25 protein-coding genes are annotated in these 25936 nt (G+C 70.6%); 13 read left to right on the top strand and 12 right to left on the bottom strand.

The features are described from left to right. Positions 1–27: 27 nt before the first annotated feature. Entirely contained in the window at positions 28–1305 is a 1278-nt protein-coding gene (locus JNB50_RS19660; RefSeq protein WP_208041827.1) for a uracil-xanthine permease family protein, read from the bottom strand. 149 nt (positions 1306–1454) lie between these two features. Here JNB50_RS19660 and JNB50_RS19655 point away from each other — a divergent pair, with 149 nt between their 5' ends. The 5 genes from JNB50_RS19655 (at position 1455) to JNB50_RS19635 (ending at position 7225) form a co-directional block, all read left to right on the top strand. Then, positions 1455–2855, top strand: coding sequence for an NCS2 family permease (locus JNB50_RS19655; protein ID WP_243768731.1), 1401 nt, complete (start codon positions 1455–1457; stop codon positions 2853–2855). 82 nt (positions 2856–2937) lie between these two features. Beyond that, a complete protein-coding gene (locus tag JNB50_RS19650; protein WP_208041826.1) occupies positions 2938–3279 on the top strand; it encodes a hypothetical protein in 342 nt (113 codons plus the stop codon). A 54-nt stretch (positions 3280–3333) separates the two neighbouring features. Beyond that, complete coding sequence (gene trmB, locus JNB50_RS19645; protein ID WP_208041825.1) at positions 3334–4017, top strand: tRNA (guanosine(46)-N7)-methyltransferase TrmB; 684 nt, start codon at positions 3334–3336, stop codon at positions 4015–4017. 27 nt (positions 4018–4044) lie between these two features. Continuing rightward, positions 4045–5469, top strand: coding sequence for an aldehyde dehydrogenase family protein (locus JNB50_RS19640; RefSeq protein WP_243768701.1), 1425 nt, complete (start codon positions 4045–4047; stop codon positions 5467–5469). Between the two features lie 181 nt (positions 5470–5650). Continuing rightward, positions 5651–7225, top strand: a complete 1575-nt coding sequence (locus JNB50_RS19635; protein ID WP_243768730.1) for an aspartate ammonia-lyase — start codon at positions 5651–5653, stop codon at positions 7223–7225. 91 nt (positions 7226–7316) lie between these two features. Here JNB50_RS19635 and JNB50_RS19630 read toward each other — a convergent pair whose 3' ends face one another. From JNB50_RS19630 to JNB50_RS19615, 4 genes are all read right to left on the bottom strand, one after another. Then, positions 7317–8225 carry an alpha/beta fold hydrolase gene (locus tag JNB50_RS19630; protein WP_208041824.1) on the bottom strand — a complete coding sequence of 303 codons (909 nt, stop codon included), beginning with the start codon at positions 8223–8225 and terminating at the stop codon, positions 7317–7319. Between the two features lie 81 nt (positions 8226–8306). Then, positions 8307–9182 (bottom strand): fumarylacetoacetate hydrolase family protein, encoded by an 876-nt coding sequence (locus JNB50_RS19625; RefSeq protein WP_208041823.1) that lies wholly within the window; start codon positions 9180–9182, stop codon positions 8307–8309. Between the two features lie 72 nt (positions 9183–9254). Next, the gene (locus JNB50_RS19620; protein ID WP_208041822.1) at positions 9255–10019 is read right to left on the bottom strand and encodes a glycosyltransferase family 2 protein; all 765 of its coding nucleotides are present in this window, start codon (positions 10017–10019) and stop codon (positions 9255–9257) included. A 49-nt stretch (positions 10020–10068) separates the two neighbouring features. Next, a complete protein-coding gene (locus tag JNB50_RS19615) occupies positions 10069–11715 on the bottom strand; it encodes an AlkA N-terminal domain-containing protein (protein ID WP_208041821.1) in 1647 nt (548 codons plus the stop codon). 97 nt (positions 11716–11812) lie between these two features. On the opposite strand from JNB50_RS19615, the gene JNB50_RS19610 reads away from it, so the two are divergent. Beyond that, complete coding sequence (locus tag JNB50_RS19610; RefSeq protein WP_208041820.1) at positions 11813–13201, top strand: FAD-binding oxidoreductase; 1389 nt, start codon at positions 11813–11815, stop codon at positions 13199–13201. Between the two features lie 422 nt (positions 13202–13623). Beyond that, entirely contained in the window at positions 13624–13998 is a 375-nt protein-coding gene (locus JNB50_RS19605) for an FKBP-type peptidyl-prolyl cis-trans isomerase (RefSeq protein WP_208041819.1), read from the top strand. Positions 13999–14061: 63 nt separating this feature from the next. Here the strand turns inward: JNB50_RS19605 and JNB50_RS19600 are convergent, their stop codons facing one another. After that, positions 14062–14523, bottom strand: coding sequence for a carboxymuconolactone decarboxylase family protein (locus JNB50_RS19600; protein WP_208041818.1), 462 nt, complete (start codon positions 14521–14523; stop codon positions 14062–14064). A gap of 73 nt (positions 14524–14596) precedes the next feature. Between JNB50_RS19600 and JNB50_RS19595 the strand changes: the two genes are divergently transcribed. Next, complete coding sequence (locus tag JNB50_RS19595; protein WP_243768699.1) at positions 14597–16060, top strand: PLP-dependent aminotransferase family protein; 1464 nt, start codon at positions 14597–14599, stop codon at positions 16058–16060. A gap of 35 nt (positions 16061–16095) precedes the next feature. Here JNB50_RS19595 and JNB50_RS19590 read toward each other — a convergent pair whose 3' ends face one another. After that, a complete protein-coding gene (locus JNB50_RS19590; RefSeq protein WP_208041817.1) occupies positions 16096–16854 on the bottom strand; it encodes an SDR family NAD(P)-dependent oxidoreductase in 759 nt (252 codons plus the stop codon). Positions 16855–16942: 88 nt separating this feature from the next. On the opposite strand from JNB50_RS19590, the gene JNB50_RS19585 reads away from it, so the two are divergent. Next, positions 16943–17551, top strand: a complete 609-nt coding sequence (locus tag JNB50_RS19585; protein ID WP_208041816.1) for a TetR family transcriptional regulator — start codon at positions 16943–16945, stop codon at positions 17549–17551. Positions 17552–17602: 51 nt separating this feature from the next. Here JNB50_RS19585 and JNB50_RS19580 read toward each other — a convergent pair whose 3' ends face one another. After that, positions 17603–18643: an NAD(P)-dependent alcohol dehydrogenase gene (locus JNB50_RS19580; RefSeq protein ID WP_208041815.1), complete on the bottom strand. Its 1041-nt coding sequence runs from the start codon at positions 18641–18643 to the stop codon at positions 17603–17605. A 147-nt stretch (positions 18644–18790) separates the two neighbouring features. Here JNB50_RS19580 and rpsO point away from each other — a divergent pair, with 147 nt between their 5' ends. Both rpsO and JNB50_RS19570 read left to right on the top strand, forming a co-directional pair. Next, the gene (rpsO, locus tag JNB50_RS19575; RefSeq protein ID WP_055919394.1) at positions 18791–19060 is read left to right on the top strand and encodes a 30S ribosomal protein S15; all 270 of its coding nucleotides are present in this window, start codon (positions 18791–18793) and stop codon (positions 19058–19060) included. 160 nt (positions 19061–19220) lie between these two features. Next, positions 19221–19874 carry a lysoplasmalogenase gene (locus JNB50_RS19570; RefSeq protein WP_208041814.1) on the top strand — a complete coding sequence of 218 codons (654 nt, stop codon included), beginning with the start codon at positions 19221–19223 and terminating at the stop codon, positions 19872–19874. 19 nt (positions 19875–19893) lie between these two features. Here JNB50_RS19570 and JNB50_RS19565 read toward each other — a convergent pair whose 3' ends face one another. After that, positions 19894–21087 carry a low temperature requirement protein A gene (locus tag JNB50_RS19565; RefSeq protein ID WP_243768698.1) on the bottom strand — a complete coding sequence of 398 codons (1194 nt, stop codon included), beginning with the start codon at positions 21085–21087 and terminating at the stop codon, positions 19894–19896. 18 nt (positions 21088–21105) lie between these two features. On the opposite strand from JNB50_RS19565, the gene JNB50_RS19560 reads away from it, so the two are divergent. Further along, positions 21106–21540, top strand: a complete 435-nt coding sequence (locus JNB50_RS19560; protein ID WP_208041813.1) for a VanZ family protein — start codon at positions 21106–21108, stop codon at positions 21538–21540. Between the two features lie 3 nt (positions 21541–21543). Here the strand turns inward: JNB50_RS19560 and JNB50_RS19555 are convergent, their stop codons facing one another. The 3 genes from JNB50_RS19555 to JNB50_RS19545 all read right to left on the bottom strand — a co-directional run bounded on the left by JNB50_RS19555 (position 21544) and on the right by JNB50_RS19545 (position 24860). After that, positions 21544–21927 carry a DUF779 domain-containing protein gene (locus JNB50_RS19555; protein WP_208041812.1) on the bottom strand — a complete coding sequence of 128 codons (384 nt, stop codon included), beginning with the start codon at positions 21925–21927 and terminating at the stop codon, positions 21544–21546. Positions 21928–21931: 4 nt separating this feature from the next. Continuing rightward, a complete protein-coding gene (locus JNB50_RS19550; RefSeq protein WP_208041811.1) occupies positions 21932–23512 on the bottom strand; it encodes an aldehyde dehydrogenase family protein in 1581 nt (526 codons plus the stop codon). A gap of 88 nt (positions 23513–23600) precedes the next feature. Then, the gene (locus tag JNB50_RS19545; RefSeq protein WP_208041810.1) at positions 23601–24860 is read right to left on the bottom strand and encodes a GAF domain-containing protein; all 1260 of its coding nucleotides are present in this window, start codon (positions 24858–24860) and stop codon (positions 23601–23603) included. Positions 24861–24915: 55 nt separating this feature from the next. Here JNB50_RS19545 and JNB50_RS19540 point away from each other — a divergent pair, with 55 nt between their 5' ends. Beyond that, positions 24916–25674 (top strand): fructosamine kinase family protein, encoded by a 759-nt coding sequence (locus JNB50_RS19540; protein WP_307794803.1) that lies wholly within the window; start codon positions 24916–24918, stop codon positions 25672–25674. Positions 25675–25936 lie beyond the last annotated feature (262 nt).

Raw genomic sequence — 25936 nt, 5'->3', positions numbered from 1 at the left:
TGCCCCTCGGGGACACCGCGGCAGCGCTCAGTCCGTGCCGCGGACGCGGGCGATGCTGTTCATGACGTGGTAGACGACGATCGCGGCGATGGCGCCGAGCGCGATGCCGTTGAACGTGAGCTGCCCGAGGTTCAGGGTGAAGTCGCCGATGCCGATGATGAGCGCGGTGGCGGCCGTGAACTGGTTGACCGGCTTCGAGAAGTCGACCTTGTTGTCCAGCCAGATCTTCACGCCGATGATGCCGATGAGACCGTAGAGCGCCGTGGTGACGCCGCCGAGCACGCCGGCCGGGATGGTGTTGATCACCGCGCCGACCTTGGGGGAGAGGCCGAGGAGCACCGCCACGATGCCCGCCACCCAGTACGCCGCCGTGGAGTAGACGCGCGTCGCCGCCATCACGCCGATGTTCTCGCCGTACGTCGTCGTCCCCGAGCCACCGAAGAAGCCGGCGATCGTCGTGGCGAGGCCGTCCGCGAACAGCGCCCGGCCGGTCAGTTTGTTGACCGTGGGGTCGGTCAGCTGGGCGACGCCGCGGATGTGGCCGACGTTCTCGGCGATCAGCACAAGCACCACCGGCAGGAACGCGGGCAGGATGCCCCAGGTCTCGGCCGGGGCGGTGAACGGGTTCGCCGGCAGGGTGAACTGCGGGAGGCCCAGCCAGTCCGCCTTCTCGACCTTGCTGAAATCGACCTGCCCGGCGAACACGGCGAACACGTAGCCCACGACGACGCCGAGGAAGATCGACAGCCTCCCGAGCATCCCGCGGAACAGGACGGTGCAGAGGATGACCGCCGCCAGTGTCACCAGCGCGGTCACCGGTGCCGCCATGAAGTTGTTCTTGGCCGCCGGCGCGAGGTTGAAGCCGATCAGCGCCACGATCGCTCCGGCGACGATCGGCGGCATCAGTCCGTCGATCCACTTGGTGCCGGTCGCGACCACGATCAGGCCGACGATCGCGAGCAGGATGCCGGTGACGACGATCCCGAACAGCGCCGACGGCATCCCGTGCGCCTTGGTCGCCGCGACGATCGGCACGATGAACGCGAACGACGAGCCCAGGTAGCTGGGGAGCCGGTTGCGCGTGATCAGCAGGAAGAGCATCGTGCCGACGCCGGAGAACAACAGGGTCGTGCTGGGCGGGAAGCCGGTGAGCAGCGGCACCAGGAAGGTCGCGCCGAACATGGCGACGACGTGCTGGGCGCCGAGACCGATCGTGCGCGGCCAGGTCAGCCGTTCGCCGGGGAGCACGATCTCGTGTGCTCCGACCTTCTTGCCGTCACCGTGCAGCTTCCAGGGCAGGGCCATGCGTGTCCTTATCGTGTCGGGAGGGGAATTAGGCTGGTACCGCGCTGTGACATACCTTCGAATGCGCCACGAACCAAACCTCATCGATACTACGGGAGACCACCATTTCCTCTTCGACTTCCACGCCGACGCCGACCGCCAAGGGGCGCCTGGACCGGTTCTTCGAGATCACCTCCCGCGGCACCACGTGGGCGACAGAGATCCGCGGCGGGCTGCTGACCTTCGTGACGATGGCCTACATCGTCATCCTCAACCCGATCATCCTGAGCTCGACGCCCGACGTGACGGGGCACTCGCTCGGTTTCGAGCAGGTCGGTGCCGTCACCGCACTGAGCGCCGGCGTCATGACCGTGCTGTTCGGACTCGTCGCGCGACTGCCGTTCGCGTTCGCGGCCGGCCTCGGCATCAACTCGTTCCTCGCCGTGAACGTCGTGAAGGTGCTCACCTGGCAGGAGGCGATGGGCCTCGTCGTCATCAACGGTCTGATCATCGTGCTGCTCGCGGCGACCGGTCTGCGCCGCCTCATCTTCAACGCGGTCCCTCCGCAGCTGAAGACGGCGATCACTGTCGGCATCGGTCTCTTCATCGCCTTCATCGGCTTCGTCGACAGCGGGTTCGTGCGCAGCACCAAGGCCGCGTCGCCTCCCGTGCAGCTGGGGGAGGCCGGGTCCATCGCCACGCTGCCGACCCTGGTGTTCCTGATCGCCCTGGTGATCATGGGAGTGCTGATGGCGCGCAAGGTGAAGGGCGCACTGCTCATCGGGATCGTGGCCGCGACGGCCGTGGCCATCATCATCGAGGCGATCTTCCACCTCGGCTCCTCGGCGAAGAACCCGGACGGCTGGAACCTCTCCGTCCCGCAGCTGCCGACATCGTTCGTGTCGGTGCCGAATCTCAGCCTCGTCGGACAGTTCGACCTGTTCGGATCGTTCGCCCGCATCGGCGGTCTCGCGGCGATCATGCTCGTCTTCACGCTGGTGTTCACGAACTTCTTCGACGCGATGGGGTCGATGACCGGCCTCGCGCGCAGTGCGGGCCTCGCGAACGAGGACGGCACGTTCCCGCGCCTGCAGTCCGCGCTCATCGTGGAGGGCGTGGGCGCGGTCGTCGGCGGTGGAACGTCGGCGTCGTCCAACACCGTGTTCGTCGAGTCGGCCTCCGGAATCGGCGAGGGCGCGAAGACCGGATTCGCGAGCGTCATCACCGGTGTGCTCTTCCTGCTCGCCATGTTCTTCACTCCGCTGACGAGCGTCGTGCCGAGCGAGGTGGCCGCCGCAGCGCTGGTCATCGTCGGTGCCCTGATGGTGGTGCAGATCCGTCACATCGACTTCCACGAGTTCTCCAGCACGCTGCCGGTGTTCCTGACGATCATCGTCATGCCGCTGACCTACTCGATCGCCAACGGCATCGGCGTCGGCTTCATCTCGTGGGTGCTGGTGCGGTCGCTGTCGGGCAAGGCCCGCGAGATCAGCCCGCTGCTCTGGATCGTCGCAGCCGGCTTCCTGGTGTACTTCACCCGCGGCCCGATCGAGGCCATGCTCCCGCACTGAGAACGGCTTCCGGGGTAATCCCTGAGCACAACCGGGGGTTACCCGGATGTGCTCAGGGTCCCCTCGCCGCTTGACTGGATGCATGACAACGACAGGCACCACCGAGCCGCAGACCACCGCCAACCCGTACGGCACACCGAACCCCTACGCGGCGGCGCCTGCCCGCACCCTCAGCATCATGAGCTTCGCGCTCGGCCTCGCCTCGATCGTCTTCAGCTGGACCTTCCTCGCGCCGATCGCCGGCCTGGTGCTCGGCATCCTCGCTCTCGGCCGCGAGCCGCAGGGCCGCACCTTCGCGATCTGGGGGATCGTGCTCAATGCGGTCATGCTCGCCGGCATCCTGATCAGCCTGCTGATCGCCGTGGTCGGCTTCGGCGTCGGGCTCGCGTTCCTGCCGATCCACTGGGCCATCCCGAACCTCTGAGCGAGGGCGAGGGCTTCTGACGGGGGCGGCTGCGCGGCCTGCGAGAATGGAGGGATGGAACCGTCCCCTCTCGTCCGGCCGCGCAGCTTCGTCATCCGAGGCAGGAAGACCGAAGCCCAGCAGCGGGCCATCGACGAGCACTGGGGCGAGTTCGGCATCGACTTCGATGGTGCGCGACTCGACCTCGACGCGATCTTCGGGCGCTCAGCGCCCCGCGTGGTGGAGATCGGCTTCGGCAACGGCGAGAACCTCCTCGCCCTCGCCGCCCGCCACCCGGAGCGCGACTTCCTCGGCGTCGAGGTGCACGGCGCCGGCGTCGGCCGGGTGCTGGCCGCCGCGCACGAGCAGGGACTGACGAACGTCCGGGTCGTGCGCCACGACGCCGTGGAGGTCTTTGAGCGGGGGCTCGCGGCCGATAGCGTCGACGAGGTGCTGATCTTCTTCCCCGACCCGTGGCCGAAGGCCCGCCACCACCGTCGCCGGCTGGTGCAGCCGGACGTCGTCCGCCTGCTCGTCGGCGCACTGAAGCCCACGGGCGTCCTCCGGCTCGCTACCGACTGGGAGCCCTACGCCGAGCACATGATCGACGTGCTCGACGCCGAGCCCGCCCTCGTCAACGTCGCCGGCCCCGGCGGATTCATCCCACGGCCGGACGAGCGGCCCGTCACCAAGTTCGAGCGACGCGGCGAGCGGCTCGGGCACGCGATCTTCGACCTGGAGTACCGCCCGCGCCGCTGAGCCGGGCGCCCGTGTGATGATGGGCGCATGACGTCCGAGTCCATGCCTCCCGCCGGCACCGTCGCCGGCGCCGCCATCCCGCAGACCGTCGCGGCCCTTCGCGCGGCCTTCGACTCCGGCCGCACCAAGCCGCTGCGCTGGAGGCTGGCTCAGCTGGAAGGTCTGCGCCGGATGCTCACCGAGCGCGCCGCCGAGTTCGAGGACGCCCTCCTGGAGGATCTGGCGAAGAACCCGACGGAGTCGCAGATCGCCGAGCTCGGGTTCGTGGTCGGCGAGATCGACCACATGCGGCGAAACCTGCGCCGCTGGCTGCGGCCGCGTCGGGTCGCGGTGCCCGCCGCGTTGATGCCGGCCACAGCCCGGGTCGTGCTGGAGCCGGTCGGTGTGGTGCTGGTGATCGCCCCGTGGAACTACCCCGTGCAGTTGCTCCTCGCTCCGCTCGTCGGTGCGCTGGCGGCGGGCAACGCCGTCGTCCTCAAGCCGAGCGAGCTGGCTCCCGCGACCTCCGCGGCGATGGCGCGTCTCGTCCCGCAGTATCTCGACCGGGCGGCGGTGGCCGTCGTGGAGGGCGCGGTCGACGAGACCACCGACCTCCTGGCCCAGCGCTGGGACCACATCTTCTACACGGGCAACGGCCGGGTCGGGCGTATCGTCGCCGCCGCAGCGGTCGAGCACCTCACCCCGGTGACCCTCGAGCTCGGCGGCAAATCCCCGGTCTACGTGGACGAGTCCGTCGACCTCGCCGCCGCGGCCCGCAGGATCGCCTGGGGCAAGTTCATGAACGCCGGCCAGACCTGCGTCGCGCCCGACTACGTCCTGGCCTCCCGCCCGGTCGCCGACCGGCTCGCCGACGAGCTGAAGACGGCGGTGAAGGCACTCTACGGCGACGACCCCGCTCAGAGCCCGGACTACGGGCGGATCGTCACCGACCGGCAGTTCGACCGGCTGACCGGCCTGCTGGGCGCGGGCCGTACGGCCGTCGGCGGCGGCTCCGATGCGGCCTCCCGCTATCTCGCGCCGACCGTGCTGGTCGACGTACCGCGCGACTCCGCGGTGATGGGCGAGGAGATCTTCGGGCCGGTGCTGCCGATCGTCCCGGTGGACGGTCTCGACGACGCGATCGCGTTCATCCGCAGCGGAGACAAGCCGCTCGCGCTCTACGTGTTCAGCGAGCGGCGCGAGGTGCGCAGGCGTTTCCTCACCGAGACCAGTTCGGGAGCGGTCGGTTTCGGCGTGCCCGCTGCGCATCTCGCCGTGGGCGGGCTCCCCTTCGGCGGCGTCGGCGAGAGCGGCTCCGGGGCGTACCACGGGCGTCGCTCACTCGGGACGTTCAGCCACGAGAAGGCCGTGTTGTCCAAACCGCTGACCCCCGACACGCTGCAGCTGATCTACCCGCCGTACACCGAGGGGAAGGACCGCTTCGCGCGCGGTCTGCTGCGCAAGCTGGGCTGAGCAGAACCGCTCTCGACACCGTGTCGAACTTCGTCCGGTATCCCGGACGATGTGTCCATCCCGCGCGCCGTCACCGGGGGTAGGCTCGGCACTGCCGGGCGCCACGAACGGCCGGTGACACCCCCGAAAAGCCAACGCACAACGAGAGGCAATGGAGCCAAGCGTGGATTCCACAGCAACGATGGACGAACCGAAGACTCACCCCATCCCCGTCATCGACACCTCCGCCGGCGTCGTCGACGCGTCAGAGAACGTGTCCGACGTCCCGACCCCGAGCGCGGAGGGACGCCCCACCCGCGTGGAGACCGACTCGCTCGGCAGCCGCGAGATCCCCGCCGACGCGTACTGGGGAGTGCACACCTCCCGCGCCCTCGAGAACTTCCCGATCGCCAAGCGGCCGATCTCGGTCTACCCCGACCTGATCGTCGCCCTCGCCGCCGTCAAGCAGGCGGCCGCGCGCGCCAACCTCGAGATCGGCGTGCTCGAGAAGCACAAGGCCGACCTGATCGACCGCGCCTGCCAGCTCATCATCGACGGCCGCTTCCACGACCAGTTCGTGGTCGGCGTCATGCAGGGCGGCGCGGGCACCTCGACCAATATGAACGCCAATGAGGTCATCGCCAACATCGCGCTCGAGCTCGACGGTCGCCCCAAGGGCGACTACGCGCACATGAGCCCGATCGACGACGTCAACCGCAGCCAGAGCACCAACGACACGTACCCGACCGCCATCAAGATCGGACTGACCTTCGCTCTCGGCCATCTGCTGGACGAGCTGGCGCTGCTGCGCGACTCCTTCGCCGCGAAGGGCCGGGAGTTCCGCCACATCCTCAAGGTCGGCCGCACCCAGCTGCAGGACGCCGTGCCGATGACGCTCGGGCAGGAGTTCCACGGCTTCGCCACGACGCTCACGGAGGACCACGCGCGACTCACCGAGACCAAGTGGCTGCTGGCCGAGATCAACCTCGGCGCGACCGCGATCGGCACGGGCATCACCGCGGACCCCGGCTACTCCGCCGCGGCCGTGCGCCACCTCAACCTCATCACCGGCCTCAACCTCGAGACCGCGCCCGACCTGATCGAGTCGACCAGCGACGCCGGCGCGTTCATGTCGTTCTCCGGCTCGCTCAAGCGCAGCGCCATCAAGCTGTCCAAGATCTGCAACGACCTCCGCCTGCTGTCGTCCGGCCCGCAGGCCGGTCTGGGCGAGATCAACCTCCCGCCGCGCCAGGCCGGCTCGAGCATCATGCCGGGCAAGGTCAACCCCGTGATCCCGGAGGTCGTCAACCAGGTCGCATTCTCGGTCGCCGGCGCCGATGTCACCGTGACGATGGCGGCCGAGGGCGGTCAGCTGCAGTTGAACGCGTTCGAGCCGGTCATCGCGCACTCGCTGCTGCAGAGCATCACCTGGATGGCGCAGGCCTTCCACACGCTACGGGTCAACTGCGTCGACGGCATCACCGCCAACGAGGAGCGTCTCGGCGCGATGGTGGGCTCGTCCGTCGGCGTGATCACCGCACTCACCCCGCACATCGGCTACGCGGCCGCGGCCGCACTCGCCAAGTCGGCGCTGCTGACCGGGCACAACGTCGCCGACCTGGTCGTGGAAGCCAAGCTGATGAGCCGCGAGGAGGTCACCCGCCTGCTTTCGCCCGCGCGCCTCAGCGGGCTCGAGGCGATCACCACCTCCATCCCGGTCATCGAGGCCGAGGCCATCGAGAAGGCCGAGAAGGAGCGCGCGATCCAGCCCGACTAGCGGTCCCGCACCTCCGCCGAGGGGCACGTCGTTGTCGCTTTCGCCCGCGAAAAGTGACAACGACGTGCCCCTCGGCGCGTGAAGGGCGGCGTCAGCGCGACTCGGACTCGCGGAACAGCGCGATCATGTCGCGCGCGAGCTGGTTGGGCGCGGTCTCGCACGGGCTGTGCCCGGTGCGGTAGACGGCCAGCCGGGCGCCCAGAGCGGTCGCGTTCGCCGCGTGCAGGCGCGTCGGCCACAGATCGTGGTCGCCGGTGGCCACCAGCACGGGGAGGCCGCTGCCGGCGACGCGCGCCCGCACGTCCGGCACACGCTTCATCAGCCCGACGATGTCGTCGACGCTGGAGCGCCGGGTGAGCGCGAACCGTGAGCGCACGAACGCCAGGCGGGCAGGGCCGACCTTGTTCTTGTTGGTCACGATTCCCCAGATCATCAGCCCGGCGCCCTGGCGGCCGTTCAGGAACCAGCTCAGCCAGCCGATGACCCGCACGCCCCGGAACGCCTGGCCCGGCTCGGGCGGGGAGGTGAGCAGCGTCAGCGTGCGGAACAGCTCGGGGTGGTCGACCAGGGCGAGCTCGGCGAGGATCCCCGCGAACGAGTATCCGAGCACGTGCGCGGGAGCGCCGTCGCGGAGGAACGCGACGAGATCGGCGACGAGCAGGTCGTAGGTGTACCGCCCCGGCCGCACGGGACCCGCGCCGGCGGATTCGTACTGGCCCGCGAGGTCGTAGCTCTGCACGTAGTAGCCGGCGGCGACGAGGATCGGCGCCAGGAGGTAGAAGTCCTCCTTCGACCCGGTCGCCCCCGGCACGAGCACGACGCGGGGATCGCGCGGGTCGCCGAGCGCGACGACGGCGAGCTCGCCACTCGGCGCGCGGAAGCGCGAGAACGTCGCACCGACGGGCGCGACCGACCAGTCGATCTCGGGGAGGACCGCGTCGAGGCGTGCGGCCTCGTCGTCTCCGCCCGTGACACCGGGACGCCGTTCGCCGATAGACATGCACTCACGCTAGCCGACGCATCCGACCGATGTCGGCGATCCGGCGGAATGCGGCCGATTCCGGATCGGTCGTTCGGCCGGTCAGGTCACGCGGCAGTAGGTGGTGAGGTACCCGATGCCGCCGATCGACACCGTGACCGTCGAGCGATCGCGCAGGAACACCGGGGGAGTGCGGGAGTAGCCGGCGCCTCCCGGGCTGCCGGTGGAGATCAGCGTGCCCGGCTGGATGGTCGCCGAGCGCGACAGGAACTCGATGATCTCGGCCACGGAGCGCACCATGTCGGCCGTCGACGCGTCCTGCAGGATGGCGCCGTCGACATTGGTCGTCAGCCACAGGTCTTGCGGGTCGGCGATCTCGTCGGCCGTGACGACCACCGGACCGTTGGGGGTGAAACCGTCGAACGACTTGCAGCGAGACCACTGGGCCTCCGAGAACTGCAGGTCGCGAGCGGTGATGTCGTTGACCACCGTGTAACCCCACACGTAGTCGAGGGCGTCGCGCACCGAGACGTTGCGTGCGGGCTTGCCGATGATGACGCCGAGCTCGGCCTCGTAGTCGACCTGCGTCGTGAGGTCCTCCGGCCAGGAGGTGGTGCCTCCGTGGCCGGCGAGGGAGTTGGGCCACAGGGAGAACACCGTGGCGGCCTTCTCGCTGCGCAGCTTGAGTTCGGAGGCGTGAGCAGCGTAGTTCGCGCCGATCGCGATCACCTGCGGCGGCCGGAGGACGGCGGATGCGTGGCGCAGTTCGTGGACGGGCACGAGCGGCGTCCCCGCCGCGGCGGCCTCGTCGACGATCGCGCGGATGCCGGCGAGGGCCCCGTCGCCCTGCTCGATGAGGGCTTGGAGGTCGCGGGGCGGGTCGGCCAGAAGCTCGTCGAGGAACAGCGCCCCGTCTCCGATGACGGCGGCCAGGCGCGGCTGCGCGTCCGGGGTGGTACTGAGGTGCGCGAATCTCACACTGTCCAACCTATCGGTCGAACGGGTGAGGACAGGTACACACTGTCGAGCGAAACGCGCAGAACTCGACGCTCAGGCGATTGCGCCGGGTGCGTCCTCCGTGTGCTCCTCCTGCCAGCGGCGGCGGGCCGCGCGTCGGCGCCAGGGCGTCTCCTCGGGCAGGTGCATCCGGAGGGTGCCGAACGCCCAGCGGATGCGCCGGCCGAAGCCGCGCCAGGTCGAGAACGGGCGCGCGGAGATCCCGACCAGGAGACGCTCGTCGTAGCGCACGACCACTCCGGGATCGAGGTGGATGGCGAGGTCGAGGTCGTCGTGCACCTCGCGGAGGTCGCTGTGCACGCGGTCGCGCACGTCGCGCCAGACCGCGCGCCGCATCGCGAAGTTGGATCCGAAGATCGGGGGGTGCCCGAGCCAGATCTCCATCGACCAGAAGTAGCCGCCGATGTAGAGCAGCTGGCCGAGCCCCGCGACGAACGTATTGCCGTCGTAGAAGACGCCGGGCCCGGTGAGAACGCCGATGGCCGGGGCATCGACGAACTCCGCCTCGATGTGCAGCAGCCAGTCGACGGGAGGGCGCGAGTCGGCGTCGAGGCGCGCGATGATGTCGCCGGTGGCCGCGTCGTAGCCGGTGGCGGAGGCGGGGAAGATCCCGCGGACCGGCTGCTCGAGAACCCGTGCGCCGCCGGCGAGGGCGACAGCGGCGGTGTCGTCGGTGCTTCCGTTGTCGACCACGATGATCTCGTCGGCCGGCCGCAGTTGGGCCGCCAGGTCGGCCAGGCACCGCTCCAGCATCTCTGCGTCGTCGAGTGCGGGGATCACCACGCTGATCGAGGGCACGAGAACGCTCCCCTCCCGACCGGTTCTTCGATTGTGTCCGTTCGCGATCCTACGCTGTGCGGTGGCCGACCTGCACGCGCGTGGCGGCGCGTGCCGCTCTGGCCTCCTGCTGCGCCGCGTGCGCGCTCTCCCAGAGATGCATCCCCGCGTAGCTGCGCCACGGTGACCAGCTCGCGCCGCGAGCGGCCAGCTGCCGCGGGTCGTCCGGCAGACCGAGTCGCGCGGCGCCCTGCCGCAGGGCGAGGTCGCCGGTCAGCAGTACGTCCGGGCTCCCGAGCACGCGCAGCGCGACGTAGCCGGCCGTCCAGGCTCCGACGCCGGGCAGGGCGAGCAGGCGCTCTTCGAGCTCGGCGCGCGACTCGCCGACGTCGATGACGAGGGAGCCGTCGGCGAGTGCCGTCGCCGCTCCGACGATCGCGTCGATCCGCTTCGCCGGACCGCGGAGGACCTCGCGGCCGTGCTCGGCGATGGCGGCGGAGGTCGGGAAGAGCCGTGAGTGCCCGCCGACCGTCACCGGCTCGCCGAGGGCGTCGGTGAGCCGCGCGAGCGCCGTGCGCGCCGCCGGCACGGAGATCTGCTGTCCGATGAGAGCACGGAACAGGATCTCCTCTGCGTCGACGGCGCCCGGCACGCGGATACCGGGTGCCGCCGCCACGGATGCCGTGAGGGCGGGGTCGGCGGCGAGCGCCGTGTCGATCGCCTCGGCGTCGGCATCGAGGTCGAGGAGGCGCCGCACCCGCGCGACCAGCGGCGCGAGGTCGGCCATGTCGGCGAGGTGGGCCTCGCACACGACCGCGGGCGCGTCTGCATCGCCGGAGTGCGTCAGGCGGATGGCCGCCGGACCGTGCGGGAGGCGCAGGGCGCGACCGTACGAGGGCGGGTTGCCGGCGCTGTGCGGATCGCCGCCGCCCGGGGCTCCGCCGTCCCGGTCTCCGCCGTCGGCCGACTCCATGCCGGCGATGGCGCGCGCGCTGAGGAACCTGAGCACCCGGCTGCCGTCGAACGGGGCCCTGGCCGGCAGGCGCAGGCTGAGGGAGGCTCCGCCCGCCGCGCCGGCCGCGCCGGGCGTGTGCGCGATCGGGTGCCGCCGCCGGGCGGAGGCCCGGATCGCACCGGGAGCGACGTGGTAGATCTCGGCCATCGTCTCGTTGAACTGCCGCACGCTGGAGAACCCGGCGGCGAAGGCGACGTCGGTGATGGGCATGTCGGTGCCGGCGAGGAGGAGTCGAGCGGTCTGGGCCCTGTGAGCGCGGGCGAGCGCGAGCGGGCCGGCGCCGAGTTCGGAGGTGAGCACGCGTCCCAGGTGGCGAGCGGTGTAGCCGAGCCGGTGGGCGAGCCCCGGCACGCCCTCCCGCTCCACCGTTCCGTCGGCGATGAGTCGCATGGCGCGCGCGGCGAGGTCGTCGCGGACGTTCCATTCCGGAGAGCCGGGAACGGCGTCGGGGAGGCATCTCTTGCAGGCGCGGAGGCCGGCCTCGTGTGCGGCCGCTGCCGTCAGGTAGAAGGTGACGTTGTCCGCTTTCGGCGTCACGGCCGGGCAGCTGGGTCGGCAGTAGATGCCCGTCGAGTGCACGCCGGTGATGAACTGGCCGTCGAACCGCGCGTCGCGCGCGCTCATCGCCCGGTAGCGCTGTGCGAAGACCGGGTCGGCCAATCGTTCGTCCGCCGTCTGCCGGCGTGCCGTGGTGCTCGTCATTCCTTCAGCGTGCCATCGGCCGCCGACATCCGATAGCGGAAATCGGACATCACCGCGGGGCGCGTGTGACACGTTGCGCGGCCGTTAGCATGACACCGTGGATGTCATCGACTGGCTCAGGGCGGCGCTCGGCACGGACGCGGACGACGGGGTGCTCTCGACCGATCCCGCTCTGCTCGACGCGGCGCGAGCGGATCGATCCGGGTGGGTCGCCGACGGCAGCCCGCTCGCGGTCGTGAACGCGCGCACGGTCGAGCACGTGCAGGCGACGATGCGTGCGGCCTCCGAGTTCCGGGTCCCTGTCGTGCCGCGGGGTGCGGGAACGGGTCTCGCCGGCGGCGCGAACGGCTCGGCCGGCTCGATCGTCCTGAGCGTGGCCGGAATGAATCGGATCCTCGAGATCTCGACGGAGGATCAGCTCGCCGTGGTCGAGCCCGGCGTGATCAACGAGGATCTCGATGCCGCGCTGGAGCCGTTCGGGCTGTTCTTCGCACCCGACCCGGCCAGCAAGGCGATCTCGACGATCGGCGGCAACATCGCCACCAACGCCGGCGGCCTCTTGTGCGCCAAGTACGGGGTCACCAGGGAGGCCGTGCTCGGGCTGGATGTCGTGCTCGCCGACGGGCGGTTCGTCCGCACCGGCCATCGCACCGTCAAGGGCGTGACCGGGTACGACCTGACGTCGCTGCTGGTGGGTTCGGAGGGGACGCTGGGTGTCATCGTGGGTGCGACCGTGCGGGTGCTGCCGCGCCCGCAGGGGGAGCCGACGACGCTGGGCGCTCTGTTCGCGGACGTGAAGGCCGCCTCGGACGCCGCCGCGCGCGTGACCGCCGCACACCTGCGGCCTGCGGTGATGGAGCTGCTCGACGCCCCTGCGCTGGAGCGGATCTCCGCGTACCTCGGCGAGCAGACGATCCGGGACGCGTTCGGCGCGGCGGGTGGTGCCGCCTCTCTGCTGGTGCAGTTCGACGGCCCGACGGCCGCGGGCGACGCCGCGACGGCGGCGACGGTCATCGCGGAGTCCGGTGGTACCGTCCGCGTCGCCGCGGACGCGGCGGAGGGGGAGCAGCTCCTCGCGATCCGCCGCGCGTTCCATCCGGCGCTCGCGGCGTCCGGGACCGTGCTGATCGAGGATGTGTCGGTGCCGCGCTCGCGGATGCCGGAGATGTTCGCGGCGATCGAGCGGATCTCGGAGCGGCACGGCATCCCCATCCCCACGGTCGCGCACGCGGGCGACGGCAACCTGCACCCGAACTTCGTCGCGCCTGGCGACGAGATCGCGCCAGCGGTGTGGGAGGCGGCGGGGGAGCTGTTCCGCACTGCGATGGAGCTGGGAGGCACGCTGACGGGCGAGCACGGTGTCGGTGTCCTGAAGCGCCGCTGGCTGGCGGAGGAGCTGGGCCCCGACTCCTACGACCTGCAGGTCAAGCTCAAGTCGGTCTTCGACCCCCTCGGCATCCTCAACCCCGGCAAGGTCTTCGGCTAGCCCGGCCAGCCCCCTCCATGCGATCGCGCAGAACCGTCTCGCAGTTGGCGCGATCCCCGAGAATGGCCTGAGTCTGCACCAAGGCGTTCGATCAACGCAGGATGACCCGACCACGTCGCCGCCTGACTCTGAGCGGGGCTGGGAGCCGCACACCCCAGGAACGACCGACAGTAAACACGCAGGGCACCCAGCGAAGCGCCTAAGCGGGGCTGGGAGCCGCACACCCCAGGAACGACCGACAGTAAACGCCGAGGGCTAAAAGAAAACGAAGCGCCCTCCAGGCGCTTAAAAGACTCGACGCCCGGTGGTGCGGCGATGCCTGCAACGCTCCCGGGTCGTCGAGTTATGCGTATAGCCTGCCTCAGGCCGGCCGGGAACGCAAGGCTTTTGACGCAAGCGCCTTGCACCGGTTGGATGGTCTCATGGCAGAGAACACCAACGAGAAGCCCGAAGTCGACGCCCCTGTGGGCCCGGCTCCCACGACCCTCGAGATCGTGGACATCGTCGAGGGCTCCGGCCCGGAGGCGACCCCCGGTTCCAAGGTCGACGTGCACTACCTGGGGGTCGAGTACGACTCCGGCGAGGAGTTCGACTCGTCGTGGAGCCGTGGGCAGTCCATCAACTTCCCGCTCAACAACCTGATCAAGGGCTGGCAGGACGGCATTCCCGGCATGAAGGTCGGCGGCCGTCGCAAGCTCACCGTTCCTCCGGCGCTCGCGTACGGCCCGGCCGGTGGCGGTCACCCGCTTTCGGGCAAGACGCTGATCTTCGTGATCGACCTGCTCGGCGTCAGCTGACCGCTGCGCGTAGGCACGAGGGCACGTATCCGGTGGGTACGTGCCCTCTTCGCGTCCCGTGCCTCAGAGCGCGGGCGGCCGCATGTGGGTGGGGATGGCGATCCGGTTCCAGATGTTGATGGTGCCGATCGCGAGGATGAGGTTGGCGAAGCCTTCTTCGCCGAACTCTGCGACTGCCTGGGTGTAGAGCTCGTCGCTCACTCCGCCCTGGTGGATGAGGGTGACCGCCTCGGTGAGTTCGAGTGCGGTGCGTTCGCGGTGGCTGAACCAGGGCGATTCGCGCCAGGCGGAGACGGCGAACACTTTGCGGAGCGGGTAGCCGCTGTCGGTGAGGTCGACGGAGTGCATGTCGACGCAGTAGGTGCAGCCGTTGATCTGGGAGGCGCGGAGTTTGATCAGGTTGCCGAGGGGCTCTTCGACGACGTGGCCGACGTAGCCGTCGAGGTTGATGACTTTGCGGTAGCCCTCGGGGACGGCGGAGGAGATCTGGAGGCGTTCGGTGGTCTGTTCTGCGGTATCGGTCATGGCTCCACCGTAGGAGGACGATTGGTTCGTTGTAAGCTCCAATTCCAGCGATTCCAATCAGACCATTCCAGTGTTGTCGCGGAGGTGTGCCACGGAGATCCATGTCCCGATCGACGGCAGGGGAGACCGCGCGGAGCGGGTCTACCGTCACCTGCGCGACGCGGTGCTCGACGGCCGGTTGCGGCGTGGCGAGCGGCTGCCGGCCACCCGCGAGCTGGCGGCGCGGCTGGGTGTCTCCCGCAGCACCGTTTCGACCGCCTATGAGCGACTGACGGCGGAGGGATACCTGGCAGCTCGGGTGGGCTCCGGGACGTTCGTCGCGCTCCCCGCCGGTATCGCGGCGCCGGTGTCGGGCGCGCCGGCGTCGCGCGGCGCTGCGGGTGCCGCGCTTCCTGCACCCCGGTGGCGCGGACTCGACGACCCGCTCTGGTCGGAACCGCGCCCGATCGCGTACGACTTCAGCGTCGGCTCACCCGATCCTGCGCTGTTCCCGCACGACGCGTGGCGTCGCAGCGTGGCGGCGGCGCTGCGCGGACCTGCGTTGCGCCGGGCGCATTACGCCGACCCGTCCGGGCTCGAGCGTCTCCGCGTCGGGATCGCCCGGCACGTCGGCCTCGCGCGCTCGGTCGCGACGACCGCGGACGAGGTGGTGGTGACCAGCGGCGCGCAGCAGGCGTTCGACCTGCTGGGGCGTACTCTGGTGCAGCCGGGCGACACAGTGGCCGTGGAGGATCCCGGTTATCCGCCCGTCCGGCAGCTCCTGGAATTGCTCGGGGCGCGGGTGGTCCCGGTCCCGGTGGACGAGCACGGCCTGCGCGTCGACCTGCTGCCCGCCGCTCGGCTGGTGTACGTGACTCCGTCGCACCAGTTCCCGCTCGGGGGAGTGTTGTCGCTTCAGCGGCGCACGGCGCTGCTCGACTGGGCGCGCGCGCACGACGCGGTCGTGATCGAGGACGACTACGACAGCGAGTTCCGTTTCGGTGCCAGGGCGCTCGACCCGGTGCAGCGTCTCGACGGGGACGGCCGCGTCGTCTACGTGGGGACGTTCTCCAAGTCGATGCTGCCCGGCCTCCGCCTCGGCTTCATCGTCGCGCCGCCGTCGCTGGTCCCCGCGCTGCGGAGCGCGAAGCGGCTGACGGACTGGCACAACGACGTCGTCACCCAGACGGCGATGGCGAGCCTGCTCGACTCCGGCGCGTTCGCCGCACACGTGCGGAGGGCGAGCCGGGTCTACGAGGAGCGGCACGCGCTGATCGGCCGGGAAGCGGCGGCGCTGCTGGCGGGGAGACTCGAGGCCGTGCCGTCAGTCGCCGGCCTCCACCTCGCACTGACGCCGGACGCCGGCGTGCCGTTCGACTCCGTGCGCGTGGCGGAGGCCGCCGCGATCGCGGGAGTCGCGGTGCAGCCGATACCGCGCTTCGCCGTGACGGCCGGGTCGGAGGGACTCCTGCTGGGGTTCGGCGCGATCGCCGCCGAGGACATCCCCGACGGGACGCGCCTGCTGGCGGAGGCGGTCGGCCGCACCCATCCCGGGTAGCGGCCGACCGTCGGCCGACCGTGCGGTGCCGCGCGTCAGATCGCCGACCAGCCGCCGTCCGACGCGAGCACGACGCCCGAGATGTTCGCCGAGTCGTCGCTCAGCAGCCAGGTGATGGCCGCGGCGAGCTTCTCCGGCTCCGCCACCGGCGGAACGTTGACCTGCATGAGCGGGCCGAGCCGCTCACCGGCGAGCTGCGACTTGAACGCGCCGTCGACGTTCGTGAGCACGCCGCCCGGGGCGACGGCGTTGGTGCGGACGCCGTTGGGCGCGTAGAAGACGCTGGTGCTCTTGGTGAGGCCGATCACCGCGTGCTTGGACGCCGTGTACGCGGCTCCCGCAGCCGAGCCGCGCAGGCCGGCTTCGGACGAGACGTTGACGATCGCGCCGCTGCCGGCCGCGACCATCAGCGGGAGGACGGCGCGGCTCAGGCGCATGATCGCGGTGACGTTGACGGTGAAGACCCGGTCCCAGGTGGCGTCGTCGACCTCGGCGGCCGGCAGGAAACCGTCCATGATTCCGGCGATGTTGGCGAGCGCGTCGACGCGGCCGCCTGCGGCCTCCAGCACGGCGGCGATGGTCTCCTCGCTGGAGACGTCGCCGGCGACCGTGACGATGTCGAGCTCGGGGTTCTCCTCGACGAGGGCAGTGAGGCGCTCGGCGGAGATGTCGCTGCCGACCACGCGCGCGCCCTCGGACGCGAGGCGCAGGGCGGTCGCCTTGCCGATGCCGGAACCCGCTCCGGTGACGATCGCGGTCTTGCCGGCGAAACGGCCGGTTCCGTTGGTGCTCATAGTGCTGTACTCCTTGACTGTCGATGACATCGTCGGCGCTCGATCAAGCGTCGATGTATTTATAACACTCAGTGCCACAATGGAGACCATGAGTTCGCTGGAAGCCGAAACCACCCCGCGCCGACGCGGCCGCCCCGCCGACGTCGACCCCGATCGGGTCGCCCTGCTGGCCCTGCGCCACTTCGCCGAGCACGGCTACGACGCGACGACGATGGACGAGATCGCCTCGCTCGCCGGCATCGGCCGGCGCACGCTGTTCCGCTACTTCCCGTCCAAGCCCGACCTGGTCTGGGGCGGCCTGGAGCCGGTGGTCGGCCGGATGCGGGCCGTGCTGGAGGAGGCGCCGGCCGGCGAATCGGCGCGCGATGTGATCGCCCGGGCGATGGCCGAGTCGCTCGACCTCGATGCCGAGCACCTGGAGGCGACGCGGTTGCGGCTGCGGTTGATGGCGACCGATCCTGCGCTCATCGGGTTCGGCGTCACCCGGCTGGGCGCCAACCACGACATCCTCGCCGAGTTCATCGCCAGGCGGCTGGGGGAGTCCGTCGACGGGCTGCGCGCGCAGGTGCTCGCGGACGCGATCAGCGCGGCGAACTTCTCGGCGCTGCTGTGGTGGGCCGTGCGAGACGCGGGCGACGACCCGGCGGCGGTCGCCGTCGCCGCGCTCGACGAGGTGCTGCGCGGGCTGCCCGATTGAGCGCCGGCCGCCGTCCGCTCCGCGCTGCAGTGTGCTCCGCGGCGCCGTTCGCTAGGCGTTGGGCACGATGACCGCGCGCCCGCGGATGCGACCCTCGTGCAGGCGCTCGTACGCCTTCGGCGCCTCCTCCAGCGAGTAGGTCTCGATCTCGACCTCCACCCTGCCTGCCCTGGCCAGGTCGAGGACCTCGATGAGCTCCGCCCGCGACCCCCAGTACGGTGCGCGCACGGCCACGTCGTAGGCGACCCGGCCGAAGCCGACGGGAAGCGCGCCCCCGCCGATGCCGACGATCGTCACGTCGCCCTCCGTCGCCGCCATCGCCCCGGCGAGGTCGACGGTCGGCTGCACTCCGACGAAGTCGAAGACCGCGTTCGCGCCACGGCCTCCGGTGAGCTCGCGGACCGCGTCGACCGCCGCCGGGTTCGACAGCAGCGTGTGCTCGGCACCCACCTCGCGCGCCAGTGCGAGCTTCTCGTCGTTGACGTCGAGCGCGACGACGGTCGCGCCGCTGATCGCCCGGAGGATCTGGATGCCGACGTGACCGAGCCCTCCCGTGCCGATCACCACGGCCGTGGTGCCGGCGCCCAGCTTCGGGAGCGAGTTCTTGATGGCGTGGTACGGCGTGAGGCCGGCGTCGGTGAGCGAGACGTTCTTCACCGGGTCGAGTCCGCCGAGGGGCACGAGGTGGCGCTCGCTGTCGACGATCATGTACTCGGCCATCGAGCCGGGGGCACCGAGGCCGGGAGGCATGATGTGCTCTGCGGCGGCGTTCAGGCAGTAGTTCTCCTTGCCCTGGGCGCACATGTGGCAGCGGCCGCAGCCCCACGGCCCGTACACGGCGACGGCGTCACCGGGGCGCACGCCCGTGACCCCCTCGCCGACGGCCTCGACGATGCCGGCGCCTTCGTGGCCGAGCGTGAGCGGGAGGCCGTAGACGTACTGCTCCGCGGGCAGACCCATGATGAACTCGTCGGAGTGACAGACTCCGGCTGCGGTGACCTTCAGGAGGACCTGGCCGGGGCCGACTTCGGGGTCGGGGACCTCGACGACCTCGGGACGTGAGCCGATTTCGCGATACTGGAGAGCCTTCATGACGCCGACGCTACCGCCGGTGACGACGCGGAAGTAAGGCCCGTCTCTCTGGTAAGCTATTCCGGTTGCCGTCCAACGGCCGCGGATAAAGAGAGCCCAGGCATTCGGCCCCGGGCACCGCGCAACGAGAGAAAGGGGATCCCCTCTATGGCACTGGATGCAGAGACCAAGAAGGCGATCATCGACGAGTACGCTACCCACCCCGGTGACACCGGATCCCCCGAGGTTCAGGTCGCCATCCTGACCAAGCGGATCAAGGACCTCACCGAGCACCTCAAGGAGCACAAGCACGACCACCACTCGCGTCGTGGCCTGCTCCTCCTGGTCGGTCAGCGTCGTCGCCTGCTGGGCTACCTGTCCGACATCGACATCAACCGCTACCGTGCGCTCATCGAGCGCCTGGGGCTGCGTCGATAAGACAGCGTCGATCGACAACGCGATCTTCTTGCGAACGGGCCGTCACCTCCGGGTGGCGGCCCGTTCCGCTTTCCCGAGGCGGTCAGTGATTTGCGCCAAATGTGGCGTCTGCGGCCCTGTAGCGCAACATTTGGCGCACATCTGCCACTAGTCTCGCTGCGTGGTCCTTGCGTTCCTGCCGTACATCGTTGTCGGCGTCACTCACTTGATCGCGGTTCTGGCGGGCGCCGATGCCGTCGTCGCCGTCACCAAGCCGCTGCTCATGCCGGCGCTGCTGCTCGCACTCCTGCTCGCGCTGCCGAGCCGCCGCGGGGAGACCGTCGTCCTGGCGTCGCTCGGCATCCTGTTCGGCTGGCTGGGCGACCTGTCGCTGATGGATGTCGGCCCCGGCTTCGTCGTCGGTCTCGCGTTCTTCCTGCTCGGCCACGTGGCCTACATCGTGCTGTTCGTGCGGCGACTGCGCGTGCGGCGGCTGCCGCGCTGGTGGTCTGCGGTGTACGTGCCGTGGTTTGCCGGTCTCCTCGCCGTGCTGGCGCCGCACGCCGGCGGCCTGCTCATCCCACTGGCCCTCTACGGGCTGGCGCTCGCGGTCCTCGGCATCACCGGGTCGGCGTGCTCGCCGTGGATCGCCTCCGGCGCCGCACTCTTCGTCGTCTCCGACAGCATGCTCGGGCTGGACCGGTTCCTGCCCGGCTTCGCGATGCCACAGGTCGACTTCGCGATCATGCTGACCTACATCGCCGCGCAGGGCCTGATCTGCTGGGGCGTCGTGCGGCAGTCCCGCGCGGCGGTCGCGGTGCCGTCGCTCGTCTGAGTCCCAGCGCCGCGACCGGTCAGCCCGGGTTCAGAGCCGAACGCCGCGCCGCCACGCTCCGGTCGATGAGCGTCGCAGCCACCAGCGCCGCCGCGACCAGCGCGATCACCACGGTGACGCCCGCCAGCCCGATTACCGGCGATGCCAGCGGCGCCGCCAGCACGAGCAGTACAGCGATCCCTGTCTTCAGCGGCCGGATGACGACCTCCGGAACCAGCGGAGCGTGCAGCACGTACAGCATGATCAGGAACACCACCACGGGCACGGCGACGGCGTACTCCACGGCGATGTCCGAGACGTGGGCGTGCGCCGCTCCGCGCTTCACCGCGACCTCCAGCCCGGCGCCGAGGGCGGCCAGCGACGCGAACACGAAGTAGTGCCCGTACCCCCAGAAGAACGACCGGTCGCGGTTGGACTGGAGCCCCTCCGCCGCCGGCTCGAGGAAGTACAACCACCACAGCGCGAAGAGCAGCACCAGTCCCGCCGCCGCGATGACGACCAGCGCGGCGGAGATGCCGTGCGCAGCGAGGCCGCTCTGCACACCGATCGCCGACGCCGAGACCGACTCGCCGAGCACGATGATCGTGAACAGCCCGTAGCGTTCCGCGATGTGATGCGGATGCCAGGAGGTCATCCCCGGCCGCTCCGCCCACACCGGCACCAGCAACTCCAGGAGTGCCGCGAGCAGGAACGTCCACAGCTTCCACTCGACGGGCAGGAAGCCCCACGCGATCCAGACGACCTGCACCGCTCCGATCCCGACGGCGTACCGGGTCGCGGTGGCCCGGCCGTCCGGATGTTCGATGGCGGCGCGCACCCACTGCGCGACCATCGCCAGCCGCATGATGACGTAGCCGATGATTATGGCGGTGAATTCCGACAGCTCGAACGAGCCGGGGACGCCGGCCGCGAGCACCAGGACCCCGCCCATCTGCAGGAGCGTCATGAGCCGGTACGGCACGTCGTCGGTGTCGTACGCCGACGCGAACCAGGTGAAGTTCATCCACGCCCACCAGATGGCGAAGAACACCATGAGATAAGGGCCGAGCTTCTCCAGGATGTGTCCCTGCTCGCCGGCGTGGGCGAGCTGGGCGGACACCTGGGCGATCGCGACGACGAAGGTGAGGTCGAAGAGCAGCTCGAGCGGGCTGGAGACGCGGTGCTCCTCGTCGGTCGAGCGTCCGGACATCGGGATGCGGAAGGCGATGCTCATGTGCGCAAGCATAGGAGGATGCGTCACCGTCTCCTCCTCGCCGTCACCGCGCTCTACCTGCTCGCGGTCGCCTGGATCACGCTGAACCCGTTCCCGGGCGACCCGAAGCGCAACACCTTGCTGGAGGGGCTGCTCGCGGCGTTCGCTGCGACGCCGCTGCTCGCCTGGATCGACTACGACGTGGTCGAGTTCACCGCCAACATCCTGATGTTCGTGCCGATGGGTCTCCTGCTCGCCCTGCTCTTCGGCCCAGGCCGCCGCTGGCTCGCCGTGTCGCTCGGGATCGCCGCGACGCTCACGATCGAGTTCGTGCAGCTGTTCGAGCCGGCTCGGGTGAGCGACGCCAGGGACATCGTCGCCAACAGCCTGGGCGCGATCATCGGGGTGGCCGTGGTCGTCGTGGCGGGAGGACGCCGGTCGCGCCTGGATGCGACGCCCTCCCGCAGCTCGTAGGCCTCAGCTCAATCCGAACGCCTCGAGTTCGGTGTCGTCGAGCATCCGCGACCGGATGAGGAAGCGTTTGCCCTCCGGCGCCTCCACCGAGAAGCCGCTGCCGCGGCCGTCGACCAGGTCGATCGTGAGGTGCGTGTACTTCCAGTACTCGAACTGCGACGCCGACATGAAGACCCGGACCGGGTCGATCCCGTCGACCTCCAGCGTGCCGAGCAGCACGTCGGAGGCGCCGACGCGGAACATCCCGACCGGGTAGCACATCGGTGCGGAGCCGTCGCAGCAGCCGCCCGACTGATGGAACATGAGCGGCCCGTGGGCCTCCGCCAGCCGTTGCAGCATCCGTGCAGCGGCTGGCGTGAGCTCCACTCGCCTCAGGTCGGTGCGCATCGGCTTAGAAGAAGCCCATCGGGCCGTCGGCGTACGACACCAGCAGGTTCTTGGTCTGCTGGTAGTGGTCGAGCATCATCCGGTGGTTCTCGCGTCCGATGCCGGACTGCTTGTAACCGCCGAACGCCGCGTGCGCGGGGTACTGGTGGTAGGTGTTCGACCAGACGCGGCCGGCCTCGATGGCGCGGCCGGCACGGTAGAGCTGGGAGCCGTCCCGACTCCAGACGCCGGCGCCCAGGCCGTACAGGGTGTCGTTGGCGGTGCTGATCGCGTCGTCGAAGTCGGTGAAGCTGGTGAGGGCGAGCACCGGGCCGAAGATCTCCTCCTGGAAGATCCGCATCGCGTTGTTCCCCTCGAACACGGTCGGCTGCACGTAATACCCGCCGGCGAGGTCGCCGCCGAGGTCGGCGCGCTCGCCGCCGGTGAGCAGCTTCGCACCCTCCTGCCGACCGATGTTCATGTACGACAGAATCTTCTCCAACTGGTCGTTGGAGGCCTGCGCGCCGATCATCGTGGACACGTCGAGCGGGTTGCCCTGTTTGATGCGCTTCACCCGTTCGAGCCCGTCGGCGACGAAGCCGTCGTAGATCGACCGCTGCACCAGTGCGCGCGACGGGCAGGTGCAGACCTCGCCCTGGTTGAGGGCGAAGAACGAGAAGCCCTCCAGTGCCTTGTCGTAGAACGAGTCCTTCGCGGCGGCGACATCCTCGAAGAAGATGTTCGGGCTCTTGCCGCCGAGCTCCAGCGTCACCGGGATGAGGTTCTCGCTCGCGTACTGCATGATGAGCCGGCCGGTCGTGGTCTCGCCGGTGAACGCCACCTTGCGGATCCGCGGGTGCGACGCCAGCGGGGCGCCCGCCTCGAAGCCGAAGCCGTTCACGATGTTCAGCACGCCGTCGGGCAGCAGGTCGCGCACCAGGTCGAGCCAGACGTGGATGGAGGCCGGCGTCTGTTCGGCCGGTTTGAGCACGACGCAGTTCCCCGCGGCCAGCGCGGGAGCGAGCTTCCACGTCGCCATCAGGATCGGGAAGTTCCACGGGATGATCTGACCCACGACGCCGAGCGGCTCGTGGAAGTGGTACGCGATGGTGTCGTGGTCGAGCTCGCTGATGCCGCCTTCCTGCGCCCTGATCGCCCCGGCGAAGTAGCGGAAGTGGTCGATCGCGAGCGGGATGTCGGCGGCGAGAGTCTCGCGCACCGGCTTGCCGTTCTCCCACGTCTCGGCGACCGCCAGCAGTTCGAGGTTGGCCTCCATGCGGTCGGCGATCCTGGTCAGGAGCAGCGCGCGCTCGGCGACGGAGGTCGTGCTCCACGCGGGGAAGGCGGCCCAGGCGGCGTCCACCGCACGGTCGACGTCGGCCGCGGTGCCGCGGGCGATCTCGGTGAACGGCCTCCCGGTCACCGGTGTGATGTCCTCGAAGTACTGACCGCCAGCGGGTGCGACGTAGCGGCCGCCGATGAAGTGGTCGTAGCGCGTCGCGTAGTCGACCACGGATCCCGCGGTGCCGGGCTGCGCGTAGACGCTCGGCTTCTCGGTGGTGACGGCCGCTGCGGCGGCGTCGGTCTGCTCCGGGCTCAGAGTCATACGAGTCTCCTTTGACTGGTACGGCGTGCACCCTCCGCACGCCTCTGACCCGGAGGCTACGCAGCGGGAGGTTGCATCCGGTTGCGAGCTACGACTCCAGAGCCAGCAGGCGGGCGACCACCTGCGCCCGGCGCGGCGAATGAGCAGGGAGCGCGTGCAGCGCGGCCCGCCAGATGTCTTCGTCGGCCGCGCCCCGCTCCGTCTCGCCCCAGGCGATCAGGAGGTCGGCGGAGCCCGACTCCAGCAGCGCCTCCCGCAGCCGGGAGACGACCTCCTCGCGCAGCTCGTCGATGCCCGGAGCATCCGATCCGGGCAGCGGGCCACCGCCGTACGTCGCGATCGCGGCCCGGTGGGCTCCGCGGCGCTGGAGGTCGAGCACGGCGCCGAGGTCGGTCTCCAGCGGCGCCGCCAGCCGGTAGGGGCGCGCGAGCGGGCCGAGCTCCGGGGCGATCGCGGCGAGGGCGCGCCGCAGCCGGACGATCTCCGCGCGCAGCGTCACCGTGGAGCCCGGGTCGCCGTAGAGGAGCTCGGCGAGCCGCTCCGCCGACAGGCCGTCGCGATGCCACGAGAGCAGCGCGAGGAGCTCGCTGTGCCGGGCGCTCAGGGTGCCGGAGCGGCCGTCGGCACCCGCCAGCTCTCCGGTGTCGCGGCCGAGGACGCGGAGGGCGGCGATCGCCGGGCGCGGGCGCTCCCTGCGCGCAGAACCGGGAGTGCGAGCCTCCCGCAGCCGAGCGATCAGCAGTTCCCGCTCGACGGCCGCCGCCGTCGCCTCCAGCAGTGGCAGCACGTGCGGCGCCGCCACCTGGTCGCCGCCGGTCACGTCGATTACGCCGAGGATGTCGCCGGTCTCGGGATCGCGCACCGGCACCGCGGTGCAGCTCCACGGCTTGACGTCCTCGGCGAAGTGCTCCGCGCCGCGGATCTGCACGCCGTCGCCGATCGCGAGCGCGGTCCCCGGCGCCGACGTTCCGACATCGCCCTCCGCCCACGCGGCGCCGGGCACGAACAGCATGGACTCCGCCCGGCTCCTGAGCACCGGGTCGCCCTCCACCCAGAGCAACCGGCCGCGCGCGTCGCCGACCGCCACGACGACACGGCTGTCCGGCTCGGCGTCGCGCACGAGCAGCTGCCGGATCACGGGGAGGGCCGCGGCGATGGGGTGTGCGCGGCGGGCATCCTCCAACCCGGGGCCGTCGAGCACGAGCGGCGCGGCCACGGCCGGGTCGAGATGCGCCTGCTCTGCGCGACGCCAGGAGGCGTCGACGACCGGGCGCAGGCCCGGGTGGGAACCCGCGACCGCGGAGCCCGCGGGAGCAGTGCCCGCGGGAGCATCGACGCCGTCGTCCATGCGCAGCATCGTACGCGTTGGGTGGTGTCCTGCGTACGGTGGACCCGTGCGCACGATCGTGAAGGAACGCGCCGACGCACCCCGGCTCTTCTTCGAGGCGGAGGCCGCCGGGCTGCGCTGGCTGGGTGCGGCCGAGCGTCTCGGCGGCGCCCGCGTGGTGCGCGTCGCCGAGGTCGGCCCCGGCCGCATCGTGCTGGAGCGGGTGGAGGACGCCCGGCCCACCGCGGACGCCGCGCGCGCCTTCGGGGGAGCGCTCGCCGCGACCCACGCCGCGGGCGCGAGCGCGTTCGGCGCGCCTCCCGGCGGCTGGGACGGGCCGCTGTTCATCGGCCGCCGCCCGCTCCCGGCGGCGAACGAGCCGACCTGGGGCCGGTTCTACGCGCGCGACCGGGTGCGCCCGTACCTCGACCCCGCGGTGGCGGCAGGCAACCTCAGCGAGCGCCAGCGCGCGGTCGTGGAGGCCGCGCTCGAGCGGGTGGAGGCCGGCGAGTTCGACGACGACGAACCTCCCGCGCGCCTGCACGGCGACCTCTGGGCCGGCAACGTGCTCTGGTCGCCCGGCGGTGTCGTCCTCATCGACCCCGCCGCCCACGGAGGCCACCGCGAGACCGACCTCGCCATGCTCGACCTGTTCGGCGCTCCGTTCCTGGACGACATCCTCGGCGCCTACGACGCGGCCCGTCCGCTGCGGCCGGGCTGGCGCGACCGCATCCCGCTGCACCAGCTGCATCCGCTCGCGGTGCACGCGGCGGGCCACGGCCCGTCCTACGGGGCGGCGCTCGCCGAGGCCGCACGCGCCACGCTGGCGCTCTGATCCGGTGATTCCGGGCGTCTTCGGCGCCGGCACTGATAGGATTCCGATGGTCGGCCGAACGCCGACTGGTGGAGCAGGCTGGCAGGAGCTGGTCCTCGGTGGTGGTATCCGGATGCGGTGCACGGTTTTTCGAGTGCGGCGCAACCGTGTATTTCTACTGATGGCCAGACGGGCTCAGCCCACGCACCCGCATGGGATGCCGCGTACACGGACAGCCGTGTCGAACTGCCTGCTCGCTCCGTTGTGGAGTCGCGCCCAAACG

The organism is Leifsonia sp. TF02-11, assembly GCF_017565305.1.
In the GTDB taxonomy this organism is placed as follows: domain Bacteria; phylum Actinomycetota; class Actinomycetes; order Actinomycetales; family Microbacteriaceae; genus Leifsonia.
Note: the sequence above shows the minus strand (reverse complement) of the source record. Positions and strands in the feature narration are given on the sequence as shown.